Origin of the sequence: Roseibium aggregatum, assembly GCF_017309185.1 — a bacterium.
Taxonomy (GTDB): domain Bacteria; phylum Pseudomonadota; class Alphaproteobacteria; order Rhizobiales; family Stappiaceae; genus Roseibium; species Roseibium aggregatum_B.
On the sequence record NZ_JAEKJZ010000005.1, the window covers coordinates 195,522 to 213,118 of the forward strand.

A 17,597-nucleotide genomic window follows, 5' to 3' on the forward strand; every position below is an offset into this window, starting at 1 on the left:
GGCCGACCGGGAATGTACGTGTCCGTTCTGGCGGTAACGAAACCGGCCGGGACGGGTAAATTTGATAGGACAGATGATGTTTGATATTCATCGTGTGGAAGTCGAGTGGGGCGGACGCCCGCTCGTCCTCGAAACGGGCAAGGTTGCCCGTCAGGCCGACGGCGCCGTCATGGCGACTTACGGCGAAACCAAGGTTCTGGCGACGGTCGTGTCCGCCAAGGAACCCAAGCCGGGCCAGGATTTCTTTCCGCTCACCGTGAACTACCAGGAAAAGGCCTTTGCCGCCGGCAAGATCCCGGGTGGCTACTTCAAGCGTGAAGGCCGTCCGTCCGAGCACGAGACCCTGACCTCCCGCCTGATCGACCGTCCGATCCGGCCGCTGTTCGCGGACGGCTACAAGAACGACACCCAGGTGATCATCACCGTTTTGTCCCACGACCTGGAAAACGCGCCGGACATCCTGGCGATGGTTGCCTCGTCGGCCGCGCTGACGCTCTCCGGCGTTCCGTTCATGGGCCCGATCGGCGGCGCGCGCGTCGGACTGATCAACGGTGAATACGTTCTGAACCCGCTTGTCGACGACATGCCGGAATCCACTCTCGACCTGGTTGTCGCCGGCACGGCCGACGCGGTTCTGATGGTTGAATCGGAAGCCAAGGAACTGGACGAAGACACCATGCTCGGCGCGGTGATGTTCGGCCACAAGGGCTTCCAGCCCGTGATCGACGCGATCATCAAGCTGGCGGAAACCGCGGCCAAGGAACCGCGCGATCTCGTGCTGCCGGATCACTCCGACCTCTTTGCCAAGATCAAGTCCATGGCCGCCGACGATCTGACGGCTGCCTACAAGATCACCTCCAAGACCGAACGCAAGAGCGCGGTCGATGCCGCCAAGGCGAAAGTCGTCGAGGCTCTGATCACCAACGCTGCCGAGGGTGAAGCCGTCGAAGGCACCGTTCTTGGCGAACAGTTCAAGAAGCTCGAAGCGGAAATCGTTCGTGGCGGCATTCTGGACACCGGCACCCGCATCGACGGTCGCGATCTGTCCACCGTCCGCGCGATCAACTCCGAGGTCGGCATCCTGTCGCGCGCCCACGGCTCTTCGCTGTTCACCCGCGGCGAGACCCAGGGCCTCGTGGTCGCGACCCTGGGCACGGGCGAGGACGAGCAGTTCATCGACCTGCTGGAAGGCACCGTGAAGTCCCACTTCATGCTGCACTACAACTTCCCGCCCTATTCCGTCGGAGAAACCGGCCGCATGGGCTCTCCGGGACGGCGCGAGATCGGCCACGGCAAGCTTGCCTGGCGCGCGATCCATCCGATGATGCCGCAACATCACGACTTCCCCTACACCGTCCGGGTTGTCTCCGAGATCACCGAATCCAACGGATCTTCCTCCATGGCCACCGTCTGCGGCACCTCGCTGGCGCTGATGGACGCCGGCGTTCCGCTCAAGGCACCGGTCGCCGGTATCGCCATGGGTCTGATCAAGGAAGGCGACCGTTTCGCTGTTCTCTCCGATATCCTGGGCGACGAGGATCACCTCGGCGACATGGACTTCAAGGTGGCCGGCACGGAAAGCGGCATCACCTCGCTGCAGATGGACATCAAGATCGACGGCATCACCGAAGAGATCATGAAGGTCGCTCTCGGGCAGGCCAAGGACGGCCGCATCCACATCCTGGGTGAGATGTCCAACGCGATCACCGAGGCGCGCTCCGAGCTTGGCGAACATGCGCCGCGCATCGAAGTGATGAAGATCCCGGTCGACAAGATCCGTGAAGTCATCGGCTCCGGCGGCAAGGTCATCCGCGAAATCGTCGAGAAGACCGGCGCCAAGGTCAATATCGAGGACGACGGCACGGTCAAGATCGCCTCCTCCGACGGCAAGGCCATCAAGGCTGCGGTCAACTGGATCAACTCCATTGCCGCCGAACCGGAAGTCGGCGTGATCTACGAAGGCACGGTCGTCAAATGCGTCGACTTCGGTGCGTTCGTGAACTTCTTCGGCGCCAAGGACGGTCTGGTCCACATTTCCCAGCTGGCTCCGAAGAAAGTCGCCAAGGTCACCGACGTGATCAAGGAAGGTGACAAGGTCTGGGTCAAGCTCATGGGCTTCGACGAGCGCGGCAAGGTCCGCCTGTCCATGAAGGTCGTCGACCAGGAGACCGGCAAGGAAATCCCGAGAGAAGAGAAGAAGGAAGAAGCGGAATAAGCTTCGCTTTCCATCTGATCCTGACGGGGGCCTCATTAGCCCCCGTTTTGTTTTCAGGCAGTTGCCTCCGCCCGTGAAGCTGCTATACCGCCAGCGGAAAAGGCAGAAAGGGACAGCTATGGGTCAGATGCGCTTGGTTGTCGTCGGTGCGGGTGGCCGGATGGGCCGGGCGCTGACACGCGCGGTCGTCGAAACGCCGGGAGCCGACGTCGTTGCGGGCATCGAACGCGAAGGGTCCGAACTGCTTGGCAAGGATGTCGGCGAGCTGGCGGCAACCGGCACGCTCGGTATTCCTGTGACCGACGATCCGCTGTCCGCTTTCGCCAAGGCGGATGGGGTTCTCGATTTTACCGCGCCGGCCGCAAGCCTCTGGTACGCGGAACTCGCCGCCCAGGCGCGCATCGTGCATGTGATCGGGACGACCGGCTGGGCAGAGGGCGAGGACGAGCCTCTCAAGGCGGCCGCACGCCACGCACGCATCGTCAAGTCCGGCAACATGAGCCTCGGCGTCAATCTGCTGGCGAGCCTCGTCCGCCGCGCCGCCGCGGCCCTCGATACCGATTTCGATATCGAGGTTCTGGAGATGCATCACAAGCACAAGGTCGACGCGCCGTCCGGCACGGCGCTGCTCCTCGGGGAGGCTGCGGCGGAAGGCCGCGGGCTGGACCTCGGCGCCCACTCGGTGCGCACGCGCGACGGCATCATGGAGCCCCGCAGGACCGGGGACATCGGCTTTGCCACATTGCGCGGCGGCTCCGTCATCGGCGAGCATTCGGTGATCTTCGCCGGCGAAGGCGAACGCATCGAGCTGACCCACCGGGCCGGGGATCGCCAGCTTTTTGCCAGGGGAGCGGTCAAGGCGGCCCTGTGGGGTTTCGATCAGAAGCCTGGATTTTATTCGATGGCCGATGTGCTCGGCCTGAACGACTGAACCTGAACGATTGCGTATACAGTCAGACTGAGGAGAACGGCATGGATCGCCTTCTTGTGCTTGTCCGTCACGGGCAGAGCGAATGGAACTTGAAGAACCTGTTCACGGGCTGGAAGGACCCGGGCCTGACGGAACAGGGCGTCACCGAGGCGCACAGGGCCGGACAGCAGTTGAAAGACCTGAAACTCACCTTCGACCTGGCCTTCACCTCTGTCTTGTCCCGCGCGCAGAGAACGCTCGATATCATTTTGGAGGAACTGGGGCAGACCGGCCTCGAGACCCTCAGGGATCAGGCTCTCAACGAACGGGACTACGGTGATCTCACCGGCATGAACAAGGACGAGGCCCGTCAGAAGTTCGGTGAAGACCAGGTCCATGTCTGGCGCCGGTCCTACGACGTGCCGCCGCCCGGCGGCGAGAGCCTGAAGATGACCGCCGAACGGGTGCTGCCCTATTACAAGACGGAAATCCTGCCCAAGGTTCTGGGGGGCAAGCGCACCATCGTGGCGGCGCACGGCAACTCCCTGCGCTCGCTGGTCATGGAGCTTGAGCAGCTCAGCCCGGAGGAAATTCTCAAGAGAGAAATCGGAACCGGCACACCGATCATTTACCGTCTGGATGAAAACGGCGGCGTGCTGAGCATTCAGGACCTTGCCGACTAGAACCCTTCCCGGAAACCGGGCGGTCCGCAAACCGCCCGGATTTGTTTGTGCCGGATCAGACCTCGAAGCCGCTTTGGGCGGCGAGGTTCTTGAGCGGCCGGTCCGGACGGGCGCCGACGTGGCTGATGACGCTTGCCGCGCACAGGCAGCCGAGTTCGGCCGCGTCAGAGTATTTGTAGTCCCGGGCCAGGCCGAACAGGAAGCCGGAAGCAAAAAGATCGCCGGCTCCGGTGAGGTCGACGACGTTGTCCACCTTTTGCGCCGCGACTTTGACCGTTTCCTCGCCATCGATGATCATCGCGCCGTCTGCGCCGAGCGTGAGCGCCGTCAGCGCGCCCGTTTCCCTGGCGGCTGCAATCGCGGTGTCGAGGTCGGCTGTCTCGAAAAGCGCCCTCAGTTCGTGTTCGTTGGCGAACAGGAGGTCCACGACCTTGTCGGAAAGAAGTGACAGGAACTCGCTGCGGTAACGGTCGACGCAAAACGAGTCGGAGAGGGTCAATCCGACCTTGCGCCCGTTCAGGTGAGCGACCTCCGCCGCCTTCAGGAACGCCTTCTTGGCCTCTTCCGGATCCCAGAGGTAACCTTCCATGTAGGTTACCGCTGAAGCGGCGACCACGTCTTCATCGACGTCGGAAGGCCCGAATTCGGTGCAGGCGCCCAGGTAGGTGTTCATGGTGCGCTCGCCGTCCGGAGTGATCAGGATCATCGACCGCGCCGTCGGCTTCCATTCCCGCAACCGCGGAGTGTTGAAATAGACACCCGTGCCGTTCATGTCGTGATGGTAGCTGTCGCCGAGTTCGTCCTCGGCGACTTTGCCGAAGTAGGCGGGCCGTCCACCCAGGGATGCGATGCCTGCTGCCGTGTTGCCGGCGCTTCCGCCTGAAACGCGAACCGTCTGTCCCATCTTGCCGAAGAGCCGGACCGCCTCGTCGGTATCGATCAGGCGCATCGACCCTTTGATCAGGTTTTCCTCAACCAGGAAATCCTCCTCGATATGGGAAAAAACATCGCAAATGGCATTCCCGATGCAAAGGGCATCAAATCTTGTTTCGCTCATATGGTCCTCTGGTTCGCTCCGTTGACTGGGCGCTGCGAAGTCACGAATAGGGGTTGGGTCTCAGGGCGCGATTGGCTTCCGGTTCCTTGATCTTGTCCCTGAAAGGGCTCGCGCGATAGACACCCAGAACGTTGAGTTCCGCGCAGAAAAAGGCAAGTTCCTCCAAAGCGAGGGCCACGGACGGGTCATCCGGATGCCCCTCCACGTCCGCATAGAACATCGACGCGAAAAACTGGCCCTCAAGCTGATAGGACTCCAATTTGGTCATGTTCACCCCGTTGGTGGCAAACCCGCCAAGCGCCTTGTAAAGCGCTGCCGGAACGTTGCGCACCCGGAAGACGAACGTGGTGATGACCGGCTGTCCGTTATGCGCCGCCTCCATCTTCTCACGGGACAGGATAACAAACCGTGTCGTATTGTGGGCGGCGTCCTCGACGTCCCGGCGCAGGATGTCGAGGTCGTAGATTTCCGCCGCCATTTCCGGCGCAAGAGCCCCGACGCTCGGATCGTTCAGCTCGGCGATCTGGCGGGCGGATCCGGCTGTGTCACCGCCGACCACCGCGGTCAGCCCGAGTTCCCGGATGACATTGCGGCACTGGCCGAGCGCGTGAATATGGCTCTGGACCTTCTTCAACTCCGAAATCTTCGCGCCCCTGGGCGCCATCAGCTGAAAGCGGATCGGCATGAAGTATTCGCCGATGATGTGCAGGCCCGATTTCGGCAGGAGGTGATGAATGTCGGCGACCCGGCCGGCGACGGAGTTTTCGATCGGAATCATCGCGAGATCCGAGCTGCCGTCGGACATCGCCGAGAAGCAATCCTCGAAGGTCGCGCAAGGGATTGCCTCGTAATCCGGATAGACGCTCCGGCAGGCCATATGGGAATTGGCGCCGGTTTCTCCCTGAAATACGATTTTTTTTCTGTCTGTCATTGGTCTTTCCGCCAGCAGCGAGTTGGTCATTGGTGTTCGTAGGCCGCGCGCGCGCGCTCGAGGTCTTCCGGAGTGTTCACGTCCATGGGCGCGCTGTCGACAATTGAAACATCGATCCGCATACCGGCCTCCAGCGCGCGCAACTGCTCGAGCTTCTCGCGCTGCTCAAGGGGGGATGGAGGAAGCTGAACGAACCGGGCGAGCGCCGCGCGGCGGTAGGCATAGATGCCGATGTGATGAAAGTGAGGCCCGTCCCCCCAGGGCGCGGTCGTCCTGGTGAAATAAAGGGCGCGGTGATGGCCCAGCCCGTTGGGGGTCGTGACGGCCTTGACGCTGTTCGGGTTGTCGCGGACTTCGGGGTCCGTGAATTGCGTCATGATGGTGCCGATGGAGACTTCGGCAACCGTCAAAGGCGTGAAGGCCGCTCGAATTGCCTCGGGTGCGATAAGCGGAACGTCCCCCTGGACGTTGAGCACGGTGTCATGCCTGCCGTCCGGGTCAAGACGTTCCGCGGCCTCGAAAATGCGGTCGGACCCCGAGGCGTGGTCGGACCGGGTCAAGACGGCCGTGCCGCCGTGGTCCTGAACGGCGTCCGCAATGTCCTGGTTGTCGCAGGCAACCGCAACAGGACCGATATCCGCGTTGAGAGCCTGTTCCAGAACCCGCACGATCATCGGTTTCCCGCAAATGTCGGCAAGCGGCTTTCGCGGCAGGCGGGTGGCGGACAAGCGGGCGGGAATGAGAACGAGAGCAGAAGTCAAAAAGGGTCTCCGAGTGGCCGGACAGAGCTGCGAAGGGCATAAAAACGCACACCGCGTCCGTTTGTCGTAACAGTTGTCCTTTTAAAGCTATGGACAGCAAGGTCAAAAAATTTGTAGGTTCCGGCAAATTTGGTAAAGCTGATAGGGTTCGCCGTCAGATGCGGCGGACCAGGACGCGTATGAGCTTGGAGCCGGAGAGAATGGATTCGTTCACGTTGAACAAGGCCGCGGGTGCGGTCCTGATGGTTCTTATTCTGACGATGGGAGTGGGGATCGTTTCCGACATTATCTTTAAGCCGACAATTCCGGGCAAACCGGGATATGAAATCGTGCTTGCATCCGCCGAGGATTCGACCTCGGAAGTCGAGGCGGTTCCGGAAGTCGCTCCGATCTCCGAGCGTCTGATCGAGGCATCGGCGGAAAAAGGCGAAAAGGTCGCAAAGAAATGCGCGGCCTGTCACGATTTCACGCAGGACGGCAAGAACAAGGTCGGCCCGTTGCTTTGGGGTGTCATCGGTCGCGCTCCCGGCGGTCACGATGGGTTCGGCTACTCCTCGGCGATGCAGGCCTTCGGTGCGGAAAACCCGGAGTGGACCTATGAGGAGCTCGATCACTTCCTTGAGTCGCCGAAGAAGTTCATAGACGGAACTTCCATGAGCTTTAACGGTCTGCGCAAGCCCGAGGATCGTGCGGATCTCATTGCCTATCTGCGCCAGCAGGACGATTCCCCGGCACCGCTGCCGACGGAATAAGCTGCATTCAAGTCAGACCTTTCGCTTTGGCGAACGGAAAGCCGGGTTTTCGAGCCCGGCTTTTTTTGGGACAAAGGTGGGAAAAATTAACAAAGTTGACGTAACGTAGTATTGTAGCGGAGTGGGGCTCTGGTCGGGCAGGAACCGGATGGGTTTAAGCGTTTCTCGAGATGCATTCTTCAGGTTGAATGGCGTGCTTGTCGCATTCGCTGTCGCGGCTGCCTGCTTTCTGACCGGCATCGCGGTGACGGCTCACATCGGTGCGCTGGTGCAGAGGGAACACGTCCTGCAGCACAAGCGCCAGGCGACGGCCAGCCTGTCGGAGGCGAGGGCGCGCCTCGAAGGCGAATTCAACCGGACCGTCGCGCACGGCGTCGGAATAAAAGCCTACGTTGCCCAGTTCGACAAGCAGGCGTTCGAAGCAGCCGAATTCAGGGAGATCGCAATCGATCTGCTTGAGGAAAATCCGGCGATCCGGTCCATCGGTCTGGCTCCGGACAACGTCGTCCGCGCCGTTTTTCCCTCCGAGCCCAACAAGGCGGCGCTCGGTCTCGATTACCGCACGAACGCTTTGCAGTGGCCGGCGGTCAACGAAGCGATGCAATCGCGGCAGGTTGTCATCGCCGGACCGACGGCACTGGTTCAGGGCGGCCGGGCTCTGATGATCCGGATCCCCGTTTTTCCGGCAGCCTATCCCGGGCAATCGGTCGACGAACGCTCCTACTGGGGAACCGCGACACTCATCCTCGACATCGAGGCGGTGATGGCATCCGCCGGCATCGAAAACAGTGTCAACGGAACCCTGATTTCCATCATCGACAAGACCGCGCACGAGAGCGGCAACACAGTGGTCTTCGGCAATCAGAACTTTCAGGGCAAGGATTATGTCTCCGTGCCGTTGAACCTGCCGGGCGGGTTGAATTGGGAAGTGCTCGGATATCCGCAGGCCGGATGGGAGAACTCGAGCGACAATGTCCTGATCACCCGGGTCGTCGGTTTCGCGATATCCCTGATCTTCGGCGCGCTGACCTTTTTGCTGATCAGCGAGGTCTACAAGGTTCGCTCCATGGCGCTCCACGATCCGCTCACGGGGCTGGCGAACCGGAGGCTTCTCGAGGAACGCATGCAGCAGATGGCGGTGCAGTGTAACCGCTCCGGGGCCGGCTTCGAGATCTTTTACGTCGATCTGGATGCCTTCAAACCGGTCAACGACAATTTCGGCCACGGCGTGGGCGACAAGCTTCTGATCGAAGTCGGCCAGAGACTGCTGAACGAGGTCAGGCAGTCGGACACGGTCGCCCGGGTCGGTGGAGACGAGTTCATCGTCCTGACGCCCGGCAACATGCGGCGCCAGGAGAAGGAAGGGTTCCAAAAACGCCTCTCCGACAAGGTTTCAAAAGCCTTTGAATGCGCCGGAGCCCGGATCAACGTGAAGGCCAGTTTCGGCAGCGCCAGCTATCCCGGAGATGCGTCGACCGTGGACGATCTGCTGCGCATCGCGGACGGGCGCATGTATGCCCACAAGGCGAGATCCAAGAAAAACCCGCGCGACATTCCGGAAAAAGGTCTTCCCCAGGCGGGTTAAATTTCTGTCATTTAGGCAACCAGCAGGTGACGTCCGGCCGGCGCATCCCTAAACTAGGTTGGTAATTTCCAGTGGATCTGGAATTCGAAACCGGAAAGGGACAGAGAAGCCGATGGCGTTCAGGTGGTGTGCGTGGAAGAAAACGGCCGCGGGTCTGGCGTTTGCCGGAGCAATGTCCATCAGCGGACTGACTGCGGTTCCAGCCGCAAATGCCGAAGAACCGGAATGGCATCATGCCACGGCACTCACGGGCACGCCGAAATACGGCCCTGAGGTCACCCATTTCGATTATGTCGATCCGGACGCCCCAAAGGGGGGCACGGTCAGGCTGGCAAGCAGCGGCGGCTTCGACACGTTCAACATCCTCGCTCAAAAGGGACATGCCGCACCCGGTATCCTCACCGTTTACGAAAGCCTGATGGAGCCTTCCCTCGACGAGGAGGACATCAGCGCGCAATACGGTGTTCTCGCCGAGGCGGTTCGCTTTCCGGACGACTTTTCATGGGTCGAGTACAGAATGAATCCGGACGCCCGATGGCATGACGGGGAGCCGGTGACGGCAGAGGATGTGGTCTGGTCGTTCGAAAAGGCCATAGAACTCGATCCCCGGCGGAAGTTCTATTATCAGAATGTATCCTCGGTTGAGATCGTCGGCGACAGGACAATCCGGTTCACCTTCGACACGTCGGGCAACCGCGAACTGCCCAAGATCATGGGGCAACTGACCGTCCTGCCGAAACACTGGTGGAACGGAACCGACGACAAGGGCAGAGCCCGCGACATTTCAAGGGCGAGCCTGGAACCGCCGCTCGGGTCGGGTCCCTACAAGATCAAGGAATTCTCGCCGAACCGGCAAGTGATTTACACCCGCGTCGAGGACTACTGGGGCAAGAACCTTCCGATCCGCGCCGGCACCCACAATTTCGACGAGATCCGCTATATCTCCTTCCTCGACGATGCCGTGCGGTTCGAGGCCTTCAAGGGCGATCAGTACGATTATCATGTCGAACGCAGCTCCAGCCAGTGGGCCAAGCGTTACGACTTTCCCGCGACCCGCGACGGCCGTGTCGTCAAGGAGATTTTTCCCGACAATTCCTCCGGTGTGATGCAGGGCTTCTTTCTGAACCTGCGCCGGGAAAAATTCCAGAACCCGGATATCCGGCAGGCGCTCAACTACGCCTATGATTTCGAAACCACAAATGAGATCGTGTCCGCCAATCTCCTGAAACGGGTCAACTCCTATTTCGCCGGTACCGAGCTTGCCTCATCCGGACTGCCGGAAGGCAAGGAACTGGAGATCCTGGAAGAGGTCCGGGACATGGTGCCTCCGGAGGTCTTCACCGAGGAATACCAGAACCCGGTTGGCGGCAATCCGCAGAATGTCCGCGCGAACCTGCGCGAGGCGGTGAAGCTTTTCCGCAAGGCGGGCTATGAGCTCAAAGACCGCAAGATGATCGACCCCAAGACGGGTGAACAGTTCACCATCGAGTTTCTCTATACCGACAAGGGCAGGGAGCGGACCCTGCTGCCGTACGCCAAGAACCTGGAAAGCATCGGCATCAAGCCGGTCCTGCGCCTGATCGATGTCTCCCAGTATGTCAACCGTGTCCGGAGCCGGGATTTCGACACGGTGGTCCTGGCAGTCGGACAGTCCCTGTCGCCGGGCAATGAACAGCGGGAGTACTGGGGAAGCGAGTCGGCCGACAATCCGAGTTCGGCCAATTACGCCGGGATCAAGAATCCGGCGATTGACAAGCTCATCGACAAGGTGATCTTCGCCGAGGACCGGGAAACGCTCGTGGCCGCCACCCATGCGCTTGACCGGGTCCTTTTGTGGAACCACTACGTCGTGCCGCAATTTTATTCCGACGAAACCCGCACCGCCCGCTGGAACCGGTTTGCCCATCCGGAGAAGATGCCGGAATATGGAACCGGCTTCCCGGACATCTGGTGGTACGATGAGGAACTCGCCGCAAAGACCGGAGCCGCCAAATGAGCCGGCCCTTCACTCCCTCCCGCCGGCAAGTCCTGAAACTGACCGGTGCGGCGGCCCTGACCTCGTCCCTTCCCTGGGCTGCTTCGGCGGCCGCGCAGACTGCCGGAGGCGTTGCGCCGGGAACACCCCGGCACGGCCTGTCCGTTTTCGGGGATCTGAAATACGGGCCGGATTTCGCTTACTTCGACTATGTCGATCCGCAGGCTCCGAAAGGCGGAACCTTTTCGTTTCAGGCGCCTTACTGGTACTACAATCAGAATCCGCAGACCTACAACACCTTCAATTCCTTTATCTTGAAGGGCGACGCCCCGCCGCGCATGGAGCTGTGCTTCGACACGCTCATGGTGCGCGCCTGGGACGAGCCGGATGCGGTTTACGGGCTCGTCGCCGAAACGGTTGAGATCTCCGAGGACGGCAACAGCTTCACGTTCAATCTGCGCCCGGAAGCCAAGTTCCATGACGGCTCTAGACTGACCGCAAATGACGTTGCCTTTTCCCTGATGCTCCTGAAAGCGGACGGGCATCCGCTGTTGAGCCAGCCGCTGGCCGTGCTGAAAGACGCGGAAGTTCTGGACGAGCACCGGGTCGCCCTGCATTTCGACGGCAGCCAGGCCCGCAGTCTTCCGCTTCAGATCGCGTCGTCCTACCCCATCCTGTCGAAACGCTACTACACGGCCTATGAGTTCAAGCAGTCGACCCTGACGCCGCCGCTCTCCTCTGGACCGTTCAAGGTCGGCAGTCACGCGGTCGGGCGCTATGTCGAGTATCATCAGGTGGAGCACTACTGGGGCAAAGATCTGCCCGTCATGGCCGGCCGGTTCAATTTCACGACGATCCGGGTGGAATTTTACCGCGAGCGTCAGGTGGGTTTCGAGGCCTTCAAGAAGGGCGAACTGTTGTACCGCGAGGAGTTCTCCTCCAAGAACTGGGCGACGGAGTATAATTTTCCGGCATTCGAGGACGGTCGGGTCGTGCGCCGGGAGTTTCCCGACGGACGCCCCTCGGGCGCGCAGGGCTGGTTCATCAACACCCGCCGGGAGAAATTCAAGGATCCGAGGGTCCGGCAGGCGCTGGGCTACGCCTTCGATTTCGAGTGGTCCAATCAGTCGCTCTTTTACGGTTTGTACAAGAGAACGGAATCCTTTTTCGAAAACTCCGACATGAAGGCGCAAGGCGTGCCTTCTCCGGACGAACTGGCGCTGCTGGAGCCATATCGCGAAGAGCTGCCCGCATCCGTTTTCGGTGAAGTGCTCGTGCCGCCGGTCAGCGACGGGTCCGGCTTCGACCGCAAATTGCTGGCCGAGGCGGCAAAACTCCTCAAGGAGGCGGGTTACGTGCGCAAGGGCACGGAGCTGATCGGGCCCGACGGCAAGCCGCTCACGATCGAGTTCATCAACAATACCGCTCTTTTCGAGCGGATTACCAACCCGTTCCTGAAGAATCTCGAACGGCTGGGGATCAAGGCCAGCCTGCGCATTGTCGATCCGGCCCAGTACCAGGCGCGGTTGAACGACTTCGACTTCGATATCGCCAGCCGCAGGTATTCGCTCGAACCGACGCTTTCCGATTCCATTCGTCAGATGTGGGGATCAAGGGCCGCGGAGACGCCGGGGACCTACAACACCGCGGGCATCGCGAGCCCCGTGGTGGATGCGTTGCTCGACAAGATCATCGCCGCGCAATCGCGCGCGGAGATGAACACGGCCGCCAAGGCATTGGACCGGGTGCTGAGGGCCGGTTACTACTGGATACCGCAGTGGACCAAGGCGTCCCACAATGTCGCCATGTGGGACGTTTACGGCTATCCGGAAAAGACACCGCGTTATTTCTTTCCCGTCGAAGAACTCTGGTGGATAGACGCGGAAAAGGCGAAAAAACTCGGCAAAGGCGGGTAATCTCCGCAAACGTGAATCCTCAGGTCCGTCTTAGAAGGCCATAGAAAAAAGGGAATATACCGACCCGATGGGCGCCTATATCCTCCGCCGCTTGCTCCTGATGATCCCGACGCTGGTCGGGATCATGGCCATCAACTTCGTCGTCATCCAGTTCGCGCCGGGCGGTCCTGTCGAGCGGGTCATCGCCCAGCTTCAGGGGACGGACGTTTCTGCGACGTCGCGCATCAGCGGCGGTGGCGGCGACATGCTCGGCTCGGGCAACGACGCCTCCGGCGGCAGCGGCGCGGCTTCCGCCGACAGCGTGACCTCGAAATACCGGGGGGCACAGGGGCTCGATCCGGAATTCATCGAGGAACTGGAGGCCCAGTTCGGTTTCGACAAGCCGCCGCTCGAGCGTTTCCTGAGCATGCTTTGGAACTATGCAAGGTTCGATTTCGGCGAGAGCTATTTCCGCGATATTCGCATTCTGGACCTGATCGCGGAAAAACTGCCCGTTTCCATATCGCTCGGCATCTGGATGACGCTGATCTCCTATCTGGTGTCGATCCCGCTGGGCATCCGCAAGGCGGTCGCGGACGGCTCCCGCTTCGACGTCTGGACTTCCGGGATCATCGTCGTGGCCTATGCCATTCCGGGCTTCCTGTTCGCCGTCCTTCTCATCGTGCTGTTCGCCGGCGGGTCCTTCTGGGATCTTTTCCCCTTGCGGGGCCTTGTCTCCGACAACTGGGAGGAGCTTTCCTGGCCGGCCCGCATTGCCGACTACTTCTGGCATCTGGCACTGCCCCTGACCGCGATGGTCCTGTCGGCCTTCGCCACCACAACGCTTCTGACCAAGAATTCGTTTCTGGACGAGATCCGCAAGCAGTATGTGATCACGGCGAGAGCCAAGGGCCTTACCGAGCAACAGGTGCTTTACGGCCACGTCTTTCGCAATGCCATGCTGATCGTCGTCGCGGGTTTTCCCGGGGCCTTCATTTCGTCCTTCTTCGCCGGTTCCCTGCTGATTGAAACGATCTTCTCGCTCGATGGTCTCGGGCTGCTCGGCTTTGAGTCCGTGATCAACCGGGATTACGCGGTGGTCTTCGCAACCCTGTACATATTCTCGCTCATGGGCCTTCTGGTGAACCTGGTCTCCGACCTGACCTACACCTGGATCGATCCCCGGATCGATTTCGAGAGCCGGGAGGTCTGAGCCATGGATTCACGCCTCTCCAAGGATATGGAAAACGCCGGCTACGATGTGCTCAATCCGATGCCGGAGGAGACCTCGCCGCCGCCGGCAAAGATGCGGCTGTCGCCGATCAACCAGCGCCGGCTGGCGAATTTCAAGGCCAACAGGCGCGGCTACTGGTCCTTGTGGATTTTCCTTGTCCTGTTCGTCATGGGCATGGGGGCGGAGTTTCTGACCAACGACCGGCCGATCCTCGTTTCCTACAAGGGCGAGTTGCTCGCGCCGGTCTTCGTCGACTATCCGGAGGAAAAATTCGGCGGCTTTCTGGCGGTGACCGACTACCGCGATCCGTTCATCCAGGAGGAGATCGCGGCCAACGGCTGGATGCTGTGGCCACCGGTGCGCTATTCCTACCGGACCGTCAATCACGACATCCCGGTGCCCGCGCCGGCCCCACCCTCCTGGACGATGGACAAGGAAGAGCGCTGTTCGCGCTATCCGCAGGGCGCGGACGATCCCAATTGCGTGATCGGCAACTGGAACTGGCTCGGCACGGACGATCAGGGCAGGGACGTTCTGGCGCGTCTTGTCTACGGCTTCCGCATCTCGGTGCTGTTCGGCCTGGCGCTGACGCTCGCGTCCTCCGTCATCGGCATCGCGGCGGGGGCCGTGCAGGGCTATTACGGCGGCTGGGTCGATCTCATCTTCCAGCGCTTCATCGAAATCTGGACGGCGATCCCGACGCTCTACCTGATCCTGATCGTGTCTTCGTTCCTCGTGCCGGGCTTCTGGACGCTGTTCACGATCCTGCTCGCGTTTTCCTGGGTGGCGCTGGTCGGCGTGGTCCGGGCGGAATTCCTGCGCGGCCGGAACTTCGAATATATCTCGGCGGCCCGCGCGCTGGGCGTTTCCAATCCGGTGATCATGTGGCGGCACCTGTTGCCGAATGCCATGGTCGCGACCCTGACCTTCATGCCGTTCATCCTGAACGGTTCGATCTCGACCCTGACCGCGCTGGACTTTCTCGGCTTCGGCCTGCCGCCCGGATCGGCCTCGCTCGGCGAACTCCTGGCCCAGGGCAAGAACAATCTTCAGGCGCCGTGGCTCGGCATTACCGGCTTCATCGTGATCTCGCTGATGCTCAGCCTGCTGATATTCATCGGCGAGGCCGTGCGCGATGCCTTCGATCCGCGCAAGAGCCTCGGATAAGGAAATCCCAAGTGACACAAGAAACACTCCTGTCCGTTGAAGATCTCTCCGTCGCCTTTACCCAGGGCGGCAGGGAGACCCTTGCCGTCGACCGGATCTCCTTCGACATCAAGAAGGGTGAAACCGTCGCTCTGGTGGGTGAAAGCGGCTCCGGCAAGTCGGTGTCGGCGCTCTCGATCCTGAAACTGCTGCCCTATCCCGCCGCCTCTCATCCCTCGGGCCGGATCGTGATGAACGGGAAGGACCTGCTTCAGGCCGGTGACAGCGAAATGCGCAAGGTGCGCGGCAACGCGGTGTCGATGATCTTTCAGGAGCCGATGACCTCGCTCAACCCGCTGCATCAGGTGGAAAAGCAGATCGCGGAAATTCTGAAGATCCACCGCGGCATGGGCGACGCGCAGGCCCGCGAACGGGTTCTGGAACTCCTCAACCAGGTCGGGATCCGGGATCCGGAGACACGGCTGAAGTCCTATCCGCACCAGTTGTCCGGCGGCCAGCGCCAGCGCGTGATGATCGCCATGGCGCTCGCCAACGAGCCGGACCTGCTGATTGCGGACGAACCGACCACGGCATTGGATGTGACCGTCCAGGCGCAGATCCTGGAGCTTCTGAAGGACCTGCAGCGCCAGGCCGGCATGGCCATGCTGTTCATCACCCATGACCTCGGCATCGTGCGCAAGTTCGCCGACCGGGTCTGTGTCATGACCAAGGGCGAAATCGTCGAGCAGGGGCCGGTCGCTGAAATCTTCGACACCCCGCAACATGCCTACACCAGGCATCTCCTGGCCGCCGAACCCAAGGGCGAACCGCCGGCGACCGACAAGGACAAGCCGATAGTTGTCCAGGCCGACGACCTCAAGGTCTGGTTCCCGGTCAAGCGCGGCCTGTTGCGCAGGACGGTGGATCACATCAAGGCGGTGGACGGCATCGATATCGAGGTGCGCGAGGGACAGACGCTCGGCATCGTCGGCGAGAGCGGCTCCGGCAAGACGACCCTGGGCCTCGCGATCCTGCGCATGATTTCCTCAACCGGCCGCATCGCCTTCAACGGCAAGGACATCCAGACCAATTCCTGGGAGGAAATGCGCCCGCTGCGGCGGGACATGCAGATCGTGTTCCAGGACCCCTACGGCGCGCTCAGCCCGCGCATGTCGGTCGCCGATATCGTCGGCGAGGGGCTGCAGGTGCATTTTTCCGGGATTTCGGCCGCCGAGCGCGACCGCAAGGTGGCCAAGGCCCTGGAGGAAGTCGGCCTCGATGCCTCTACCCGGCACCGCTATCCGCACGAGTTTTCCGGTGGACAGCGCCAGCGGATCTCCATTGCCCGGGCGATGGTTCTGGAGCCGAAATTCGTCATGCTGGACGAACCGACCTCGGCGCTCGACATGAGCGTGCAGGCCCAGGTGGTCGATCTCCTGCGCGATCTGCAGAAGGCCCACGGGCTTGCCTATCTGTTCATTTCCCACGACCTGAAGGTGGTTCGGGCGCTCGCCAATGAAGTCATCGTCATGCGCCAGGGCAAGGTGGTCGAATCCGGCCCGGCCGAACAGATCTTCGACAGCCCGCGGACCGATTACACCAAGGCGCTCATGGCGGCGGCCTTCCGGCTGGAAACGGCGCCGGAGGGTGTGGTCAGCGTTTAAAGGATCAGCCGTTCGCCAGGTAGATGTTCTTGCCCATGCGTTTCAGCACCTTGAGACCGTAATCCCGTTCGGCCGCCGCGTCGAACTCCCGGTTGCCGAGGGTTTCGACGAGTATCCGCACCCGGTTCGCCTGCAGGATTTCCGTGAGGCCTTTCAAGACTTCGATCTCGTGGCCTTCGACGTCGATCTTGATGAACACCGATTTCCCCGAAACCGGTAGAAACCGGTCCACACGCCGGATCAGGCAATCCTGCCTGTCGCTGTAGACCCATTTTTCCGGCATGCGCTCCGGCGACAGGCTGGACACATCCGTCGCGCGTGGATCGATCGCCAGATAGCCGCTCTCGTCCTCGGCACCGGCGGCGATGTTCCAGGCCCTGATCCGGTCCTGAAAATTGTTGAGAAGGATATTGGCCGCAAGACTGCCGAAGACCTTCCGGTTCGGCTCGAAAGCCTCGATCCGGGGGCAGCCCGCCCGGGCCGCGCAGAGCGAAAACCCGCCCCAGTTCGCGCCGATATCGTAAAAGACGTCCGCGGGCTCCGTCTTCAGGGCGTCTTCGACGAGCGCATAATGCTTCGTTTCATACATGTAGCCGGCCCAGAGCTCCCGGGAAGTCGGTTCGCTCATGTCCAGCAACATGCGGCCGTGATGGGAATGCGTATAGAGCCGGAACCTACGGGACCGCTTGGCCACCGATTTCCAGAACCGCAGATATCTCGCTTTGAAGGATTTCATTCCCGAAGTTTCGCTAGAAATAAAGTCTAGCCATTCACCTACGTGGACCGGCG

Annotated in this window: 14 protein-coding genes; 10 read left to right on the forward strand and 4 right to left on the reverse strand. The window is 61.2% G+C overall.

Going from position 1 to position 17,597, the window contains the following annotated elements; translation table 11 throughout:
• Positions 1 to 76 precede the first annotated feature (76 nt).
• The 3 genes from pnp (at position 77) to JF539_RS20760 (ending at position 3,808) form a co-directional block, all read left to right on the forward strand.
• Entirely contained in the window at positions 77 to 2,215 is a 2,139-nt protein-coding gene (gene pnp / locus JF539_RS20750; RefSeq protein WP_207142648.1) for a polyribonucleotide nucleotidyltransferase, read from the forward strand.
• A 118-nt stretch (positions 2,216 to 2,333) separates the two neighbouring features.
• Positions 2,334 to 3,146 carry a 4-hydroxy-tetrahydrodipicolinate reductase gene (dapB, locus tag JF539_RS20755; RefSeq protein WP_207142649.1) on the forward strand — a complete coding sequence of 271 codons (813 nt, stop codon included), beginning with the start codon at positions 2,334 to 2,336 and terminating at the stop codon, positions 3,144 to 3,146.
• Positions 3,147 to 3,187: 41 nt separating this feature from the next.
• Positions 3,188 to 3,808 carry a 2,3-bisphosphoglycerate-dependent phosphoglycerate mutase gene (locus tag JF539_RS20760; RefSeq protein WP_207142650.1) on the forward strand — a complete coding sequence of 207 codons (621 nt, stop codon included), beginning with the start codon at positions 3,188 to 3,190 and terminating at the stop codon, positions 3,806 to 3,808.
• A gap of 55 nt (positions 3,809 to 3,863) precedes the next feature.
• Here JF539_RS20760 and JF539_RS20765 read toward each other — a convergent pair whose 3' ends face one another.
• From JF539_RS20765 to JF539_RS20775, 3 genes are read right to left on the reverse strand one after another with little or no spacing between them, the layout of a single operon-like run.
• Positions 3,864 to 4,865, reverse strand: coding sequence for an adenosine kinase (locus tag JF539_RS20765; protein ID WP_207142651.1), 1,002 nt, complete (start codon positions 4,863 to 4,865; stop codon positions 3,864 to 3,866).
• Between the two features lie 40 nt (positions 4,866 to 4,905).
• On the reverse strand, positions 4,906 to 5,796 hold the full coding sequence (locus tag JF539_RS20770) for a prephenate dehydratase (protein ID WP_207142652.1): 891 nt from the start codon (positions 5,794 to 5,796) through the stop codon (positions 4,906 to 4,908).
• Positions 5,797 to 5,822: 26 nt separating this feature from the next.
• Positions 5,823 to 6,557, reverse strand: a complete 735-nt coding sequence (locus JF539_RS20775) for a 3-deoxy-manno-octulosonate cytidylyltransferase (RefSeq protein ID WP_207142653.1) — start codon at positions 6,555 to 6,557, stop codon at positions 5,823 to 5,825.
• Positions 6,558 to 6,757: 200 nt separating this feature from the next.
• Between JF539_RS20775 and JF539_RS20780 the strand changes: the two genes are divergently transcribed.
• From JF539_RS20780 to JF539_RS20810, 7 genes are all read left to right on the forward strand, one after another.
• Positions 6,758 to 7,309: a c-type cytochrome gene (locus JF539_RS20780; protein ID WP_207142654.1), complete on the forward strand. Its 552-nt coding sequence runs from the start codon at positions 6,758 to 6,760 to the stop codon at positions 7,307 to 7,309.
• Positions 7,310 to 7,502: 193 nt separating this feature from the next.
• Positions 7,503 to 8,894, forward strand: a complete 1,392-nt coding sequence (locus tag JF539_RS20785) for a diguanylate cyclase (RefSeq protein ID WP_209017468.1) — start codon at positions 7,503 to 7,505, stop codon at positions 8,892 to 8,894.
• Between the two features lie 112 nt (positions 8,895 to 9,006).
• Complete coding sequence (locus tag JF539_RS20790; RefSeq protein WP_207142656.1) at positions 9,007 to 10,890, forward strand: extracellular solute-binding protein; 1,884 nt, start codon at positions 9,007 to 9,009, stop codon at positions 10,888 to 10,890.
• Positions 10,887 to 12,785 (forward strand): extracellular solute-binding protein, encoded by a 1,899-nt coding sequence (locus JF539_RS20795; RefSeq protein ID WP_207142657.1) that lies wholly within the window; start codon positions 10,887 to 10,889, stop codon positions 12,783 to 12,785. The genes JF539_RS20790 and JF539_RS20795 overlap by 4 nt, the downstream gene beginning before the upstream one ends.
• A 67-nt stretch (positions 12,786 to 12,852) precedes the next feature.
• Positions 12,853 to 13,977 (forward strand): microcin C ABC transporter permease YejB, encoded by a 1,125-nt coding sequence (locus JF539_RS20800; RefSeq protein ID WP_207142658.1) that lies wholly within the window; start codon positions 12,853 to 12,855, stop codon positions 13,975 to 13,977.
• A gap of 60 nt (positions 13,978 to 14,037) precedes the next feature.
• A complete protein-coding gene (locus tag JF539_RS27755) occupies positions 14,038 to 15,165 on the forward strand; it encodes an ABC transporter permease (RefSeq protein ID WP_419247697.1) in 1,128 nt (375 codons plus the stop codon).
• Between the two features lie 11 nt (positions 15,166 to 15,176).
• The gene (locus JF539_RS20810) at positions 15,177 to 16,808 is read left to right on the forward strand and encodes an ABC transporter ATP-binding protein (protein WP_207142659.1); all 1,632 of its coding nucleotides are present in this window, start codon (positions 15,177 to 15,179) and stop codon (positions 16,806 to 16,808) included.
• 4 nt (positions 16,809 to 16,812) lie between these two features.
• On the opposite strand, the gene JF539_RS20815 is transcribed toward JF539_RS20810, so the two are convergent.
• Entirely contained in the window at positions 16,813 to 17,544 is a 732-nt protein-coding gene (locus JF539_RS20815; RefSeq protein ID WP_207142660.1) for an FkbM family methyltransferase, read from the reverse strand.
• Positions 17,545 to 17,597 lie beyond the last annotated feature (53 nt).